The 15576-nt window shown below is 46.0% G+C and carries 15 protein-coding genes; 4 read left to right on the forward strand and 11 right to left on the reverse strand.

The window, feature by feature from the left end:
• The first annotated feature begins 26 nt into the window (after window positions 1–26).
• A complete protein-coding gene (locus tag BK120_RS15695) occupies window positions 27–779 on the forward strand; it encodes a DUF6843 domain-containing protein (protein ID WP_076268439.1) in 753 nt (250 codons plus the stop codon).
• Here BK120_RS15695 and BK120_RS35955 read toward each other — a convergent pair.
• Entirely contained in the window at window positions 757–1662 is a 906-nt protein-coding gene (locus BK120_RS35955; protein WP_256710910.1) for a DUF4275 family protein, read from the reverse strand. The genes BK120_RS15695 and BK120_RS35955 overlap by 23 nt on opposite strands.
• 152 nt (window positions 1663–1814) lie before the next feature.
• Here BK120_RS35955 and BK120_RS15705 point away from each other — a divergent pair, with 152 nt between their 5' ends.
• A complete protein-coding gene (locus BK120_RS15705) occupies window positions 1815–2924 on the forward strand; it encodes an ATP-binding protein (protein ID WP_144376775.1) in 1110 nt (369 codons plus the stop codon).
• 215 nt (window positions 2925–3139) lie between these two features.
• Here BK120_RS15705 and BK120_RS15710 read toward each other — a convergent pair whose 3' ends face one another.
• From BK120_RS15710 to BK120_RS15730, 5 genes are all read right to left on the reverse strand, one after another.
• Window positions 3140–3550, reverse strand: a complete 411-nt coding sequence (locus tag BK120_RS15710; RefSeq protein WP_076268440.1) for a VOC family protein — start codon at window positions 3548–3550, stop codon at window positions 3140–3142.
• Window positions 3551–3584: 34 nt separating this feature from the next.
• Window positions 3585–3920, reverse strand: a complete 336-nt coding sequence (locus tag BK120_RS15715; protein WP_076268441.1) for a hypothetical protein — start codon at window positions 3918–3920, stop codon at window positions 3585–3587.
• Window positions 3921–4037: 117 nt separating this feature from the next.
• Complete coding sequence (locus BK120_RS15720; protein WP_076268442.1) at window positions 4038–4406, reverse strand: hypothetical protein; 369 nt, start codon at window positions 4404–4406, stop codon at window positions 4038–4040.
• Window positions 4407–4676: 270 nt separating this feature from the next.
• Window positions 4677–5780, reverse strand: a complete 1104-nt coding sequence (locus tag BK120_RS15725) for a threonine aldolase family protein (RefSeq protein ID WP_076268443.1) — start codon at window positions 5778–5780, stop codon at window positions 4677–4679.
• Window positions 5781–5810: 30 nt separating this feature from the next.
• Window positions 5811–6248: an Lrp/AsnC family transcriptional regulator gene (locus BK120_RS15730; RefSeq protein WP_076268444.1), complete on the reverse strand. Its 438-nt coding sequence runs from the start codon at window positions 6246–6248 to the stop codon at window positions 5811–5813.
• A gap of 151 nt (window positions 6249–6399) precedes the next feature.
• Here BK120_RS15730 and BK120_RS15735 point away from each other — a divergent pair, with 151 nt between their 5' ends.
• Window positions 6400–7047 (forward strand): YitT family protein, encoded by a 648-nt coding sequence (locus BK120_RS15735; protein WP_144376776.1) that lies wholly within the window; start codon window positions 6400–6402, stop codon window positions 7045–7047.
• A 216-nt stretch (window positions 7048–7263) separates the two neighbouring features.
• On the opposite strand, the gene BK120_RS15740 is transcribed toward BK120_RS15735, so the two are convergent.
• From BK120_RS15740 to BK120_RS15760, 5 genes are all read right to left on the reverse strand, one after another.
• Window positions 7264–8982, reverse strand: coding sequence for an ABC transporter ATP-binding protein (locus tag BK120_RS15740; protein WP_076268445.1), 1719 nt, complete (start codon window positions 8980–8982; stop codon window positions 7264–7266).
• A gap of 59 nt (window positions 8983–9041) precedes the next feature.
• A complete protein-coding gene (fdhD, locus tag BK120_RS15745) occupies window positions 9042–9851 on the reverse strand; it encodes a formate dehydrogenase accessory sulfurtransferase FdhD (protein WP_076268446.1) in 810 nt (269 codons plus the stop codon).
• A gap of 57 nt (window positions 9852–9908) precedes the next feature.
• On the reverse strand, window positions 9909–12263 hold the full coding sequence (locus BK120_RS15750) for an FdhF/YdeP family oxidoreductase (RefSeq protein WP_076268447.1): 2355 nt from the start codon (window positions 12261–12263) through the stop codon (window positions 9909–9911).
• A gap of 265 nt (window positions 12264–12528) precedes the next feature.
• Window positions 12529–13017 (reverse strand): translation initiation factor IF-3, encoded by a 489-nt coding sequence (gene infC, locus BK120_RS15755; protein ID WP_076268632.1) that lies wholly within the window; start codon window positions 13015–13017, stop codon window positions 12529–12531.
• A 101-nt stretch (window positions 13018–13118) separates the two neighbouring features.
• On the reverse strand, window positions 13119–14528 hold the full coding sequence (locus BK120_RS15760; protein ID WP_076268448.1) for an MATE family efflux transporter: 1410 nt from the start codon (window positions 14526–14528) through the stop codon (window positions 13119–13121).
• A gap of 162 nt (window positions 14529–14690) precedes the next feature.
• On the opposite strand from BK120_RS15760, the gene BK120_RS15765 reads away from it, so the two are divergent.
• Window positions 14691–15575: an AraC family transcriptional regulator gene (locus tag BK120_RS15765; protein ID WP_076268449.1), complete on the forward strand. Its 885-nt coding sequence runs from the start codon at window positions 14691–14693 to the stop codon at window positions 15573–15575.
• The last annotated feature ends 1 nt before the right edge of the window (window position 15576 follow it).

The raw sequence follows: 15576 nt of genomic DNA on the forward strand, positions 1-15576 counted from the left end.
ATACTCACAGAAGAGGTGTTGTCCCCATGAAACAAAAGCTATTTTACGTTTTAGTTGCTATAGCCAGCTATTTTGCAGGTGTACTCGCTTATTTAGGTTATTTGGCGCTCGTGTACGATCAGAGCCTCGGAAGTGATTCGAGCAAGCTTATCGGCTGGACGCTTCCTTCGTATCTATTCCTTATTCTCCCGTTTTACACCCTGATGTTCCGCTGGAGAAAATCGGCTATTTTGCTGCGCACTACCCTGCTAATTGTTCTAAGTATCATTGCCGCAGCTTCCGTTACCGTTATGATGGGCTTAGGAATATGGGGATTACAGGATCTCTTTTCTCCTGAGTTCGGACTGTTTATTTTACTATTTGCCAGCTCTGCAATTGTATTCTCTGTAGGTTCTCTTGTTGCTATAAAAGAGAAGGGCTATCTCATCTTCTTTCTTGCTTCACTTATAATCATATATCTGCCGATCAACATGCTGGTCTCAGAGGTTGAGAAAAACAGACCAGTTATCCATCACATTCCGCAAAGCTTTCACGGCACTGTTGTCATTCATTTTGGCGATTCAAGCTCTCCGCCTATCTCTAAGAAAAAAGGATATGAAGTCATTAATATTTCGGAAAATGGTATCTATAAAACGTCTAGTCCTCGGCCTGTGCGAGGCATTAAGCATGTATTAGTGGACAAGCTGGGCAATGAAGTAAAGGAAATTTCGATCTCTGGCGAAACCATGAAATACGGCTCCGATCCTGGAGTAACGATTAGCGAGTATGCTGTGCCTTAACAAAATAAGGCCCTAATTCAGACTCATGGGTTACGACATAGGTCCACTTAAAATGCTCATCTACAATATAGATGTCCTGCTCGCCTTCCACATCCTCAGGCATTAAACGCGCTGCATCTTCTAAAAACAACACTAAATCATGCTGCTGATAGAAGACATAACACGCCTTTTTAGGCTCATTACGGAATGCTTCGACCGCTTGTTCATCGCTTAAGCATGGTTTTTTTGTATAGCTGAAAACATGCCATAAATATTGTTCCATATAAATGTTCGTCTTTTCTTCGGCATCCAAACCCTCTGCAAAAACGTCTTCCCACTCGCGCTTCATGTCACGACCCTCATGCTCTGCCTCAGCCACAATCATAGACTTAACTTCAAGTTTGGGTATCAACTCAAGATGCTCAATCCTCACCTTACGATCATCAAACAAAAAACGCTTTATATTGTCCTTCAATTCGTCGCTGGCATGCTCCAGCATTTCGTATAGTCTTCCTGCTTGACGCATTACGATATCAGAGTTAATCATTGGCTCGTTTTCGAAGAAACCGTCAGGATATTGTCTAACATTCGGTGCCTGAACCGAGCCAAAATATTTAAATAAATACTCGAATGTATTTTGTTCCATACTCTCATCAATAATTTTCTCAATATGTGCTCGACTTACTTGATCGACAATAATCAAATTTTCTTCTGACCAGACGAACGTATTTTCCCCTCTGCTCAGCCGATCGTTACGGATGGATTCGATACATTTTATCGTATAAAAATTAGCTACCCATCGGGAGTAATCTGGAAATGTGACATAAACACAGACGCTAGCATCTGTTTCGTCCTCAATGGAGCATTCCCAATCTATCCTCACATGCCTCTTTTTCGAAAACAATCCCTTACCCCCTTAAGTGTTAGGCCTGCTATTAAAATATTTCTTCATCGTACCACAAAGTTTTTGGGCTATGTTTACAATTGACTGAACTTATGTTAAATTTATCGTATAACGTAATTACGTAAAACAATAACATTAAGAGGTGATGCTATTTGTCAGCTTCTAGAGACTACGGTACTGAGCTTGATTTACTTACCAAAGAGATGAACGAGCTCAAACAAATGTTAACTCAGGTCATTAATACTCGTCCTTCTCCAAAACAAGCATTAACCATGAATGTAAATGAGAACTCATTAAATGATGAAGCCCCGCATGATTTGGGCAGCCTCTTTTATTCCGGGCAATATCGCGGGCACAATGGCTTCAGGTGGGACCCTAGGCAGCAAGAAGTCCATCACTTACTTGGTCTTGACACCGATAAAGCAGCAAAAGTTTTGGCAGCACTCGGGAATAAGCAGAGGCTCGACATCCTGCTTGCTGTATTGCTGGAGCCTCTCTCCGGCTCAGATATCGTAGAACGACTAAACCTCGGAACGACGGGGCAGCTTTACCACCATACCAAAGCCTTACTCGGGGCTGACCTTTTGGTTCAAGAGGAACGTGGTGGCAAGTATTCTCTGCCTGCTCATCGAACGCTTCCGCTGCTGCTTTTGTTGACCGCTATTACTGATCTGCTCGATACGAGCCATTATATGGAGCTTACTGAGGCTAGAAATAACGTTGAAGAGTATTTAGGCGAAAATAAAGAGGGGTACGATCCGAATCATCTTTTATGGTCCGTCATTGATAACTCGGTGTTAGAACACCAAGCAGGCTATAGTACGGAGCTATGTATCGTACTTCACAGCGATACAAGTATTACCGTCTCTGATAATGGTCGAGGCATTCCGATTCAAGCCTTCCCTCAGTCGAAGACAACTCCAGTACAAACCGTGCTTACGGAGCTTGGGCATTACAATAAAAGCGCATCCGTTGTAGCTTCCGAAGGGTTAAAAGGCATAAACATGCCTGTAGTTAACGCTTTGTCTGAACAGCTTTCTGTAGAGGTTCGCCGTGAAGGAAAAGTATTTCGTCAAGACTTTAAACACGGCATACCGCAAAGTGAACTGCTTGTCTTAGGCATGACGAAGGAAACAGGCACAAGCATTACCTTTAAGCCGAATCCGGACATTTTTAAATATCCATTTGATAAGGCAGCACTACTAGATCGTTTAGCAGATCTGCAAGGTCGTTTCCCTGACCTAAAGGTTGAGATGCTATAGCTGCTTCAAACTTGAAGCTGCGCTAGCGAGATGCAGAAGACGGTGGAATATGTCCACTATCTTCTGCATCAGCACTATTCATGAGTTGGAATGTAAACATCAACTTCTTCGGGGAAACATTACCTCAAAATTAAAATGTGCACTTATGTATCGTTCAGGGTACAGAATATGTTGAATTTCAACTCTACGTTCTTCGACTCTCTCTCTTGCCTGCTTCAGCTTTTCTCAAGACTTAATTGCCATGAAACGCCAAACTTATCTGCAACCCAGCCAAACTTCTCACTAAACGGATAAGCGGCCAGCGGCATGAGTATACTGCCCTCAAGTGATAGGCTTTCAAAAACCTGGTCTATTTCCTCTTCCGTATCGCAGGTAACGAACAAAGATATTGAAGGTGTGAACGTAAAGCCATGGTTGACTCCGCTATCGATACACATAAACTGTTGTCCTTTTAGAGAAAATGTAGCTTTCATCACGGTTCCTTCAGGGCCTGTCTCATTCGCTCCGTATCGCTGGATGCTTATGATTTCGGATTGATCGAATAATGAAGTGTAGAAGTTCATAGCCTCCTCCGCTCTGCCTTCAAACATAAAAAATGTTTTAATTTTTTGATTTGCTTTCTCCATTGTTTCGTCTCGTCCTTTCATGTCTTTTTTTGCTTTATAATGCCCCTTTATATGCGGTTTCTTTCCTTATAAGGGAAATGACATATAAAATGAGAACCGCTGCATAGAGATTCCAAATACTCGGTATAGATGCTGCAGATAAATAAATGCCATACGGCAACGACCAGATGAGTACCACTAGCATTAACATTCGGTTTCTCAAAATTGCAGCTAAAATTCCTATACAAGCTGGAAGGATCAACATCATAAACACGATAAGAATCGTTTTATCATTCACCGGTATTTCCGTGTAAGGGTTCCAAAACAATAAAAGGCAGCTCAACATGATACATCCCACAGATGCCGCCCCTGCACAAAAGGAATATTTCATATGAATGCATACCTCCTCTGTACTATTTTATAAATTGGAACCCCTATTGCTATCCAACGTTTAGCCTCATCAAAAACTAACCTCGTTAATCATTCTTTATGTTGTACGTAGTATAGCTCATTGCACCTTTATCGTCGAAATTGTTATTTTATGCGAAATCCCGAGGTGGTTATATTTGATCGTGATTGATTCAATCGTTTGCTTATCCCCTATTGTTAGGGCATAGGTATGATCCGCATCTGTGACCTTGCCTTTATTCTCTTTGGCCGTCTGTGCCTGTGGAGATGTTCCTGTTGGAATGGTCACTTCATTCAGATCCTTAAATGAGTAATCCTTTTCTTCCGTCTCATCGAAGCGGTCGGTTACAATAAAACCTTTAGCAGGACTGCTAACTTGTATTTTGACTCGCTCAGGCACGGCGCCATCATTTATTAATACTTCATTAATATCGATAGATCCAACTACACTTTTATTGCCGATTATCACTAAAACAATTTGTCTATCGTTTGTTGAAGAGAACGCCTGTGCTGTTAAAGGCGGCTTCGCTTTCGAGTAGACATAAGAACCACCAAATACGAGGAAACAGCAAACAATGAGTAAAATGATTTTTTTCAGAATGGATCACTCCTTCTTTAGCGTCATTTCACATTATGTGCTAACATCATGGATTGCCACGTTTTATCAAATATTATCTCATTATCCACTATTTATAACTTAGCATGTTGTGCAGACATAATCGAGTTAAAAGTGTTACTGCTATTCCCTCTCCCCATTCTGTTGCAGCTTATTGTCCAGCAATCGAAAAGCTTCAAAAAGCGTTTCTTTAGGAGCCGCATCATACCGATCGCCAATATTAACCTCAAAATAGCAGCCTTCCTCGCCTTTATCACGAACAGACTGCGACAAGCCGATGCCTGTTTTCGCTGCGATATCGATTAGGATTGAATCAAGCTGCTCCTTCTTTGCTGTGGTATGAACATGAAACATATTGGAAACAGGCACCTCCGGGATGGTCTTCATACCCTCGCACCCGTTATATAATGCAGCAAGCTCCTGCGCTTCCCTGTAGTACTTCTTCATATGCGGAAGTCGCCGCTCCATGTAATAATCAGCAGCAATAATATAGGGATATAAGCTGATGAGATCACCGCCGTGGCGTCTTTTCCAAATTTTCGATTTCTCTGTAAAGCTGCGATCTCCGGCTAATATCGCTCCTGCAATACCGCCAATCCCTTTATAAAATGAGATATACACACTGTCGAAGAGTGCGCACACCTCTTGAGCAGACTTATCATAATACGGAAGAATCTCGAACAGCCTCGCTCCATCCAGATGAAGCTTAATTCCTCTCTCCCGGCAAAATGCCGACATAGCCTTGAGCTCTGCAAATTCCGGCAGCTGTCCGCCAATTTCGCGCTGCGGCAGCTCCAGCAGCAAACAAGCGATATTTTCCTCTAGACCAATCAAATCATGGAGGAGGACAGGCCTTTCTACATCCGCCAGCAGTACAGCTTCAAGGTGATGCAGCTCTTTCATGCCGTCTTTCTCATGAATCTCTAGATGGCTTAAGGGATGATAACCGACCTTCTTATTTCCTTTTTCGTCACACCATATACGAAGTGCAATTTGCTGAGCCATTGTACCGCTGGGGAAAAATACAGTCGATTCCTTGCCTAGCAGTTTAGCCATTTTTTCCTCAAAATTCTCAATTATCGCTCCATTTCCGTACATATCGCTATCCTGCTCTGCGTCCCACTGCTCTAGCGCTTCTTTCAGAACTTGTACATTCCGCTTTCCATGACCGATTAACGGATAGCTGGCTTGATTATATGCTTCAATTAATGTTTTTGTTTGTTCCATCCTATAAGTCCCCTTTACTCCGTTAATCGTTTATTCCTTAGGCAGTATGGTTTTGTTCATAACAGGAGAAGAGAGAATGACCGACGTGTTGACATTGCCGAAAGGCATAAGCCTCTCTACAAGCTCGCTTAGACCATCCATCCCCGTTATCGCTGCTTTAAGAACATAGCTGACCGTTCCTGTAACCCGGTGGCATTCTATAATCTCATCATCATTCATGATGCGCTTCTCAAACTCCATCGGAAATACTTTCAATTCGCTCATTTGAATGATGACCTGTATGTTTCTGCCGATAGCAGCAGGCGATACTCGAGCACCGAATCCAGTAATGATGCCTTTCTCCTGCAAGCGCAGCAGACGCTCAGATATGCTGGGGCGGCTGAGAGACAATCGTTTGGACAGCTCGCTCACCGTGACTCGGCCATCCTCCTGCAGCAATTGGAGAAGCATTCGGTCCAATTGATCCATGATCACAACCCCCTTCATTTTGCAGGAAAAACAATAAAAATTCGTTCAATGTTATATAAATTCACATCAATTTCATTCTGTTTATCATATATACGACTGATGCTGTTTTGTATTCTTATAGTAACAAACTTAAGCAGGCGGTGCATGTGCGATGTTACGGATATTGGATAACAAAATGAAGGAAAATATCAGCAAATGGCTTCATATTGCAATAGGCTGCTTCGTTACTGTGGGCGGATTAGTCATTTTAAAGCATTCACATATCGTAACTGGAGGAACAGCAGGACTCTCTTTAAGCTTATCACCCCAGCTGCAAGTCTCATTCCACTATTTGTTTTTATTGCTCAATCTTCCATTTCTAATTTTCTCCTACTTTTACATGGGCAAATCCTTTACCTTCAAAACCATTGGTGCGATCGCGCTGCTTTCCTCGTTAAGTGCAATAAACGATATCTTGCCTGCCTTTACGATTCCTCCGCTAATCGGAGCGATCGTCGGAGGATTATTCATCGGTGCAGGCATCACTGCCTTGTTCCGCAACGGTGCTTCACTCGGAGGCGCGACGATACTGGCCATCTATTTGCACAAAAAACATGGCGTCAACCCCGGCATTACCAACTTCGCATTCGATTTTTTAGTTGTCCTCACTAGCCTATCCGTATTTTCGCTTAAAAGCGGATTGTACTCTGCCTTATCAATTGCGGTTACATCGGCCTTCTTGTCGTTTTATAAGAGAAGGAAAACAGGCGCAGAGAAAGACAAACAAGAAGTATTGTCAGGCGCCGCGAATACCATTTAAACAAGACCGAACCATTAGCTCCTTTAGCATGGAGCGAAGTAAGTTGTAATGCTCGATGCTTCGGTTTAATGGGTGGGGTTGTGTTGGGTGAATTTAATGCCTAGTAGTGCCTGTAAGTTTCATTCTAGCGGCTAGTGATAAAGCACCTCGGCTGCTTTGTTAATAAAAAAAAAGCTGCCGATTCAACGATATCGGCAGCCTTCATTCAAATTCAGATTATCTATTGCCAAACTGCGCATGATGCAAGCGGCTGTAAATGCCACCCGCCGATACGAGTTCTTCGTGACGGCCTTGCTCGGTAATTCCTTGCTCCGTTACAACAACAATGCGATCCGCATTTTTGATCGTAGCGAGGCGATGTGCAATAACGAGCGTTGTGCGGCCTACGGACAGTTCAGCCAGCGACTGCTGGATTGCCGCTTCCGTTTCGGTGTCGAGTGCCGAAGTTGCTTCGTCGAGAATAAGAATAGGCGGGTTTTTGAGGAACATCCGCGCAATCGCAAGCCGCTGCTTCTGTCCGCCAGACAGCTTAACGCCGCGTTCGCCTACTACCGTTTCCAGTCCGTCCGGCTGCGCGTGGATGAATTCTTCCAGCTTCGCTCTGCGCGCGGCTTCCCAAATATCTGTATCCGATGCGCCAAGCTTGCCGTAACTGATGTTTTCTCTAATCGTACCGGCGAACAGGAACACATCCTGCTGTACGATACCGATCTGCTTCCGCAGCGAATCCAGCTTCAAATCGCGAGTATCATAGCCATCGACGGAGATGCTTCCGCCTTCAATTTCATAGAAACGCGGCAGCAAGCTGCAAAGCGTCGTTTTGCCGGCGCCGGAAGGTCCAACAAAGGCAATTGTCTCACCTGCACGAATAGTAAGATCGATATTTTGAAGCACCTTCGCTTCGCCTTCATAACCAAACGTAACATTCCGATATTCAATATTCCCGCTTAAGCGGTTAACCTCTTTCGCATTGGGTTTATCCGCAACATCAGGTGCTGTCTCCAGCAGCTGAACATAACGTTTAAAGCCGGCAATGCCTTTTGGGTAGCTTTCGATAACTGCATTGATTTTTTCAATCGGTTTAAAGAAGATGTTCGTAAGCAAAACAAAGCTAATAAATTCGCCGTACTTCAGATCACCTTTAATAACGAACCAAGTGCCTGCAATCAATACGAATACAGATACAAGTCTCATCAGCATGTAGGTAATCGAAGAGTTCAAACCAATGATTTTGTAGGAAATGAGCTTCGCTTCACGGAAACGCAGGTTGTTCACCTTGAATAGCTTTTTCTCATGGCTTTCGTTCGAGAAAGCTTGAACAACACGAATCCCGCCAACCGTATCCTCAACCCGAGCATTAAAATCGGCCATATCCGAGAACAACCGATTCGCAGCTTTCGTCATTTTACCGTTGAACATCAGAACGAGCCAGATAATGATCGGCACAATAACAAAAGTAAGAATGGCTAATTCCAAATTAATATACGCCATAATGCCGAACGCTCCGACGAGCGTCATCGCAGCTATAAACATATCCTCTGGGCCATGATGGGCAACCTCGCCAATCTCGAATAAATCATTCGTTAGACGCGAGATTAGATGACCGGTCTTCGTGTTATCGAAGAAACGGAAGGACAGCTTCTGTACGTGGTCGAACAGCTTCTTACGCATGTCCGTCTCAATATTAATACCAAGCATATGGCCCCAATAGGTGACCACATACTGCAACAGTGTATTAATAATATAAATCAGAAGCAAGATAGCACAGGCAGTAACAATAAGGCCCCAGTTCTCGTCAGGCAACAGCGTATCTATTACATAGCTGACTGCCAAGGGGAAGCACAGCTCAAGAATCGCCAGCACTACTGCACAACAGAAATCAAGCAGAAAAAGCTTCTTGTAAGGCTTGTAATAAGCAAAAAAGCGTAAAAGCATCATAAACTCCTTCTTCTCACATGGTGATAATCATTTTCATTTAAAATGATATACAATCACTACCATGCTGTCAATCCATCGCCGAAATCGATTCGGTCATGATGGGTATATACATTCATCTCTCCGCCTCTAATAAAACCGACGCAGGTAATGCCTAAATCCTCTGCCAAACGAAGAGCAAGATCAGTAGGCGCCGACTTACTGAGCATGATACCGCAGCCGATTTTGGCCGCTTTCAGCACCGCCTCCGAGGAGAGCCTGCCGCTGAATGCAATCACTTTATCCGAAGTTCGAACACGGTGCAGCAAACAATAGCCGAAGAGCTTATCGAGCGCATTGTGGCGGCCAATATCCGTTCTTACTGCAAGCAGCTCCGATGGCGTTCCAATGGCTGCATTATGAACACCGCCCGTGCTGCGAAATTCCGAGGATGCCTCCTGAAGCTCGCGCATAAAGCGAATACATTGCTCAGCCGATATTTTGGTGCGGGTCATGATCGTTTTGGCCGTCAGCATATCATTGTGAAAATAAAACTGCCTACTCTTGCCGCAGCATGATCCGATAAAACGTTTCGCGTAATGATCCTGACTTAACGTATGCTTATGCTCTAGCTCGACATAGGCAAAACCCGTATCCTCTTCGATCCTCAGCGATTTCACCTGACCGGCAGCTCGTATAACCCCTTCGGAAGCGAGGAAACCAATGACCAGCTCCTGCAAATGTGATGGCGAGCATACCATCGTTGCAAACTCCTCACCATCCAGCTTCAGAGTAAGCGGATATTCCGCAGCGATGTCGTCATCCTTCTCCCAGTGGCCGCTGCTATCGTATTTGAGTATGCGCCATTTTGTCGTGTTCGAAAGATCCATTCGAATACTCCCCTTCCACGCTCAGCTTGCTTATGCATCATTACGACCACAGCAGTTCTACGCCGGCGGCTCGATTTCCAGCTCCACAATCCGCTTCTCCATATACTTGGTATCCTTAAAGGCATGATAGGTTTCAGCCTTCTCCACGATAACGGAAGCATTATACTCTGGTATGCCTGCAAACGGCTCATATACTCCTTTTGGAAATAGACTATTTCCTTCCGGCCAATACAACTCGATATTGCCTGGCGCAATATCCGCTGGTTTCGCCCTGCCATGGAAGCTCCCGCTGCGGTTATATACAACAATCGCATCACCTTCGGCGATCGCAAGCTCCGACAAATTCGCTTCATTCATCAGCACGTCGTAGCGCCCTGCATCGTTAAATGCATCCTTCTCGCCATAAATCATAGAGTTAAACTGCTTTCCGCGCCTTGTCGTTGCATAGAAATGCCCTTCCGGTATACGCAGCTCTGGCAATTCAATAGGCAGCAGGCTGCCCTTCCCGTCAGAAGTTGGACAAAAACCACCCTCGCACAGCCACGCCCCGCCCCATTGGAATACGTCACCTTGGTTCCGCAGCAGCTCTACGCCCTCATAGTTCGGTGAAGCCATCGCAATCTCTTCCCTCACGCTAGCAGCGTCTTTGAACGCGATAGCCGCTTTGAGCTCCGGCCTAATGCGTGCAGCTAAATCCGCATAGATTTGCCACTCCGCACGCGCTTCCTCAATCCTCGGCCCTTCAATAGTTGGCGAAAAATAAACCATTCGTTCCGTTGAAGTTGACGTACCTCCGCCTGGCTGCTCATACCTTGTCATGGCAGGCAGTATGATAACTTCCTCCTGCGCATCTACAAGTGTCGAGCTGTTCAGCACGATATCCTGATGCACCCGCAATTCGACGCTCTCTAAGCAGCGCTTCACAAAATCAGGATCAGGCATCGTCTCGATAAAATTGCCGCCTGATGTATAGAACAGCTTCAGCTTGCGATCCGCATGCTCCTTCAACATTGCGTTTTCAAGCGATACGCCAACAATGTCCCCTTGCCAATCCGGCAGCTTGAAGCCCCAAAGCTCCTCTAAACGGCGGATATCCGCTCCTTTGAACTCACCGCCAGGCAGACTGAAGGGGTCAGCCCCCATTTCGCCTGAGCCTTGAACGCCGCTATGACCGCGAATCGGCATCAAGCCGCAATGCTCCCGCCCGAGAAAACCTCGGAGCAGCGCAAGATTGGCAACCTGCGAAATATTGTCCGTGCCGAATCGATGCTGCGTCAGTCCCATGCTCCATACGAATACGCCTGACTTCGCCTCGGCAAGCAAAGCAGCGAAAGCCTGCATCCGCTCTCTCGTCAGCCCGGATGATTTCTCCAGCAGCTCCCAGTCCTGCTGCTGAATATGAGCCCTCAGCTCCTCGTACCCCTTCGTATGCGCGCTTACAAAAGCATGATCAATCGCTGAGCCTGGCTGCTCCTCCTCCATCTCAAACCAGCACTTCATGACGCCGTGCATGAAAGCAATGTCACCGCCGATATTCACTTGATAGAAATCGTCTGCCAGCTTCGTGCCAAAGAGAGCTGATTCCGGTATAGATGGTATCCAGTAGCCCTCCATTGCCGGTTCGCGATAGGGGTTGATCACGATGATTTTGGTACCCTTGCGCTTAGCTGCGTACATATACTTAGTCGATACAGGCTGATTGTTCGCTGCTACACTGCCCCAAAAAACGAGCACATCCGTACCAATCCAGTCCTTATAATTGCAGGTAGAGGCGCCTACCCCAATAGAGCGCTTCATCGCTGTTTTGGATGGAGAGTGGCAAATGCGGGAAGCGTTATCGATATTGTTCGTCCCAATGAGCCGAGCCGCCTTTGCTGCCACATAATAGGATTCATTCGTTATCCCGCGCGCAGTTAAGTAAAATGCCATCTGCTTAGGGTCTATTGCCCTCGCTTTGGCAGCGATGCGGTCTAATGCCTCATCCCATGAAATTCTGCGAAAGCTTCTTTCTCCCTTGCTTCTTATAAGTGGGTACGGCAGCCTTCCCAGCTTGCGCAATTGCGTGCTATCGAGCTTCCGCAGCTCCTCAATATCGCCATGCAGTACATCCGCTTTGATAGCAGGCATCGTATTCAGCCGCAGGACGTTCAATCTCGTCGTACAAATATGAGGTCCTTCCAGCGTCTGATCATATAAACCGGACACGCCAAGCGCACAGCCGTCACATACACCCTGCGTCAAAATCCGATACGCATACGGCAAGCTGTCTCGGTTATCCCACGCTACCTTGAGCGTGTCACGAATATGATGCGGCTTAATGCGTCCTAGCCCAAACGGTGCTTTGCTCACCCACAGCTTAGGGTCTGGCAGCCTCGGCAGCTTGATTGGTCCTGTATGCAATGTTTTCTTCATTAATGATTCACCCCGTTAATGATCATTATGGAACGATTGCCATTCTACTTACTAAGCTACCACAAATGAGTAAGCGCATACATTTCGATTTTGAAAATAGATGCAAGCCAAGAAGCCTTCGAATCAATCACCCTATCAGCTAACCTATATGTAGCCTTAGGAGAAAGCTGTTGCCTCCTCCTGTTAACCCCTGTTGTCGCCACCTTTAGAAAGGCTTTATACGCAATAGATACACCGCTGCTTACCTGTCACCTTCAACCTACCTTTATAAAGGCAGCACCTGCACCGCCGCTTGCTTCCCGCTTACTTGTATGCCGGATTGCTTCTTGCCGCTCTCCTCTAGATCCTTCAGCATGCGCTCCAGCAGCTCCTTCGCTCTGGGAGCTTCCTTGCCTTGAATTTTTACAACGAGCTGCACGCCGTTGCCTGAACCAAGAAGCTTCGCTGCCTGCCGCAGCTTCGTATCATAATCATGATCCTCTATATGCGCGGTCAAGCGGAGCTCTTTTATTTTGCTAGGCTGCTCCTTTACTTTTGCCCCGCGCTTCTCTTGGTCAGCCTGTTTCTTCGCTTGCCCTTTGGCTACCAGCTGGCATGGCGGAGGACTGCTCATAAGCGAGGTGCAGACCAAATCCACTTTCAATTCCTTTGCTTTTGCCAGCGCTTCATCACGCGAGACAATGCCTAAATCCTCGCCTCGCAAGCCAGTCAAGTGCACCTCGGAGGCGCGTATTTTTTCATTCATAATAACCATCGATGCCATATCCGTTAATCGCTCCCTTGCCGTGAATACGGAAAACAGCAGCCTTCACTTGCGAAGCCGCTGTCTATTCCTTCCTCTATTATACGCTTTTATTAGATATCCAGCGCGGTTTGTTTATGTGTTTTTCCACTAATGCCGCTCTCTGCACTTCGCTTCGCTTCGGCCTCATCCCGCTCTGCTCTGCGCAGAAACTTCTGACCTCTCCAGCGAATTAAAGACAATATACCGCGGATGTACTCATCTAAGATCATGCAGGCATATATCCCGATCAAGCCCCAACCAAGTTGAATTCCCACAAAATAAGCTAATCCCGTCGCAATCAGCCACATCGAGAATACCGAAGTCCACATCGTAAAACGGGTATCGCCTACCGCATTTAATGAATTGCCGAGCGCCATATTAATCATTTTGCCCGGCTGCAGCAGTAGATTCATTCCGAGCAGAGACACGCCTAGCGCTACGATTTCTTTGTTTTCCGTAAACATGCCCAGCAGCTGCTTGCCAAACAAATAAATAAGAAACGCGTTAACCGTCACCACCGCAAGCCCAATCCACATCGCTCGGAAAGCGATATGGTACGCCTCTTTGACCTTGCCCGCTCCAAATAGATGGGCAATCTGAATTTGAACTGCCAGTGCAATCGAATAACCAAGCATGAAGCAAAACGATTCCAACGTATTCATATACGTCCGTGCCGCCAGCTCATTCGAGCCGAGAATAGCCAAAAAGGTGAAAATAAGCAGCTGCGTAAATACCCAGCAAGACATATTTACGCCAAGCGGCCATCCAATACGGAGAATTTCGCCGAACAGCTTACGATTAAATACATTAAAGTCACGAAGAGCAATCGTACGTTCAAAAGAGCTAAGGAACATGATGAACAGCACAATCGTAGCGAGCAAGCGGCATAACACGGTTGAAATGGCTACGCCCATCAAGCCCCATTTTGGAAAACCGAATGCCCCGAAGATGAACGCATAGTTGAAAAAAACATGCACAACGTTCATTCCAATTGCCGTATACATAGGTCCCTTTGTATTTCCCGTATTCCGAATCGATGTGCTAAGCGCCGACATCAACGCAATCAATACCATTCCGCCGCCGACTATCGAGATATACGTCTTTGCCAGTGGAATTAAATTTTCTGGAAGCTGCAGCACCGCAGCGATCTCGCCTGGAATGAGGATGAGCAGCCCGCTAAGCAAAAGCCCAATGATGGCACTTACTTTCACCGCCATTATCGCGATTGTGCGAGCATCCTCGCCATTTTTGGAGCCTATTTTTTGTGCAATGAGTATGCCTGCTCCACTCGCGACAGTTATAAATAAAGTCGTCAACGCTTGAAACAGCTGGTTAGAGAAGCCTACTACCGCTACTGCATCATCCGATATCCTGCTCACCATCAGCGTATCCGCCGCACCCAGCAAAAATTGTAAAAACAGCTCTATGAATATTGGCCACGCCAGCATCCAGAGCGAAATCTTTTTGTTAGATAAAGCCATCCTGTTGTCCTCCTGCATCGGCTGCCTAATAGCGGCCGTATCCGTTGTCTTATCATCAATCGTCATATCAAATTATAGATGCTATACTGAGCTTGATGTATCACTTTTACAACTGAAAGTATAACGATTCAAACTTCAATTTTTGAAGGAGAAAATCCTAACATGACCATCATTCATATGACGATTCCACCGCTGCCGCATTATATCATTGGGGGTTATACGGTTGCCCCTTCTGGCCGCAAGCATCCAAGCAGATGCAACATTAATGTGTTTGATTTGCTCGTTGTAACGCGGGGCTGCTTATACATGGGGGAAGAAGATCAGCATTATGAAGTGAGCGCAGGGCACGCGCTTATTCTCAGGCCGGATGCCCATCATTACGCAACGCGTGCATGCGAGGAGCAGACCGCTTATTACTGGATTCATTTTCAGACGACTGGGATGTGGAGTATAACAGATCAATCCATGCCTGAGGTGCCGCCTGACAGTTCCAAAACAAGAATACTGAACACCAACATTTATACGGCACAAACCTTTGCCAAACAGCTTCCCCAGTTTGCTAAACTGCTGCAGCCCTCCAAGATGGACAGTCTGCTGCGCCAGTTGGTTCAGCTTAATATGAATGACCATATTCCCAGCGTAAAATGGAAGCAGCAGCTTGTATTCCAAGAGGTTATCGAGCATTTATCTGCATCAATGGAAGCCGAGGGGCCTTCTCCCTCTATTTTATGCGCAGAGCAGGCAGCTTCCTATTTGCGAGAGCATTATCGTGATAGCATAACCGCGCAGGAGCTGGGAGACAGCATTAACTTTCATCCCGTTTATATCGCAAGATGCATGCAGAAGGAGTTTGGCTGCGCGCCATTCGATTACCTCATGCGTTTCCGGATTGAACAAGCAAAGCTGCTGCTGCTTCAAACGGATCTGCCTATCGCCCGCATAGGAGAACAGGTCGGCTTTAATCACGCTGCCTATTTCACCTCTTGCTTTGCCAAATACGAGAGCATCTCGCCGCGCAAATATAGACAACGATTTTCTCATGGGTAAG

Origin of the sequence: Paenibacillus sp. FSL A5-0031, assembly GCF_001956295.1 — a bacterium.
In the GTDB taxonomy this organism is placed as follows: Bacteria; Bacillota; Bacilli; order Paenibacillales; family Paenibacillaceae; genus Pristimantibacillus.

What these genes read in the sequence shown, in the direction of transcription:
- BK120_RS15730 (WP_076268444.1), bottom strand. Translation starts at nt 6,248, where the DNA reads ATGGATCAATTGGACCGAATGCTTCTCCAATTGCTGCAGGAGGATGGC.
- BK120_RS15740 (WP_076268445.1), bottom strand. Translation starts at nt 8,982, where the DNA reads ATGCTTTTACGCTTTTTTGCTTATTACAAGCCTTACAAGAAGCTTTTT.
- BK120_RS15715 (WP_076268441.1), bottom strand. Translation starts at nt 3,920, where the DNA reads ATGAAATATTCCTTTTGTGCAGGGGCGGCATCTGTGGGATGTATCATG.
- BK120_RS15765 (WP_076268449.1), top strand. Translation starts at nt 14,691, where the DNA reads ATGACCATCATTCATATGACGATTCCACCGCTGCCGCATTATATCATT.
- BK120_RS15695 (WP_076268439.1), top strand. Translation starts at nt 27, where the DNA reads ATGAAACAAAAGCTATTTTACGTTTTAGTTGCTATAGCCAGCTATTTT.
- BK120_RS15735 (WP_144376776.1), top strand. Translation starts at nt 6,400, where the DNA reads ATGTTACGGATATTGGATAACAAAATGAAGGAAAATATCAGCAAATGG.
- BK120_RS15710 (WP_076268440.1), bottom strand. Translation starts at nt 3,550, where the DNA reads ATGGAGAAAGCAAATCAAAAAATTAAAACATTTTTTATGTTTGAAGGC.
- fdhD (WP_076268446.1), bottom strand. Translation starts at nt 9,851, where the DNA reads ATGGATCTTTCGAACACGACAAAATGGCGCATACTCAAATACGATAGC.
- BK120_RS15760 (WP_076268448.1), bottom strand. Translation starts at nt 14,528, where the DNA reads ATGGCTTTATCTAACAAAAAGATTTCGCTCTGGATGCTGGCGTGGCCA.
- BK120_RS15725 (WP_076268443.1), bottom strand. Translation starts at nt 5,780, where the DNA reads ATGGAACAAACAAAAACATTAATTGAAGCATATAATCAAGCCAGCTAT.
- infC (WP_076268632.1), bottom strand. Translation starts at nt 13,017, where the DNA reads ATGGTTATTATGAATGAAAAAATACGCGCCTCCGAGGTGCACTTGACT.
- BK120_RS15750 (WP_076268447.1), bottom strand. Translation starts at nt 12,263, where the DNA reads ATGAAGAAAACATTGCATACAGGACCAATCAAGCTGCCGAGGCTGCCA.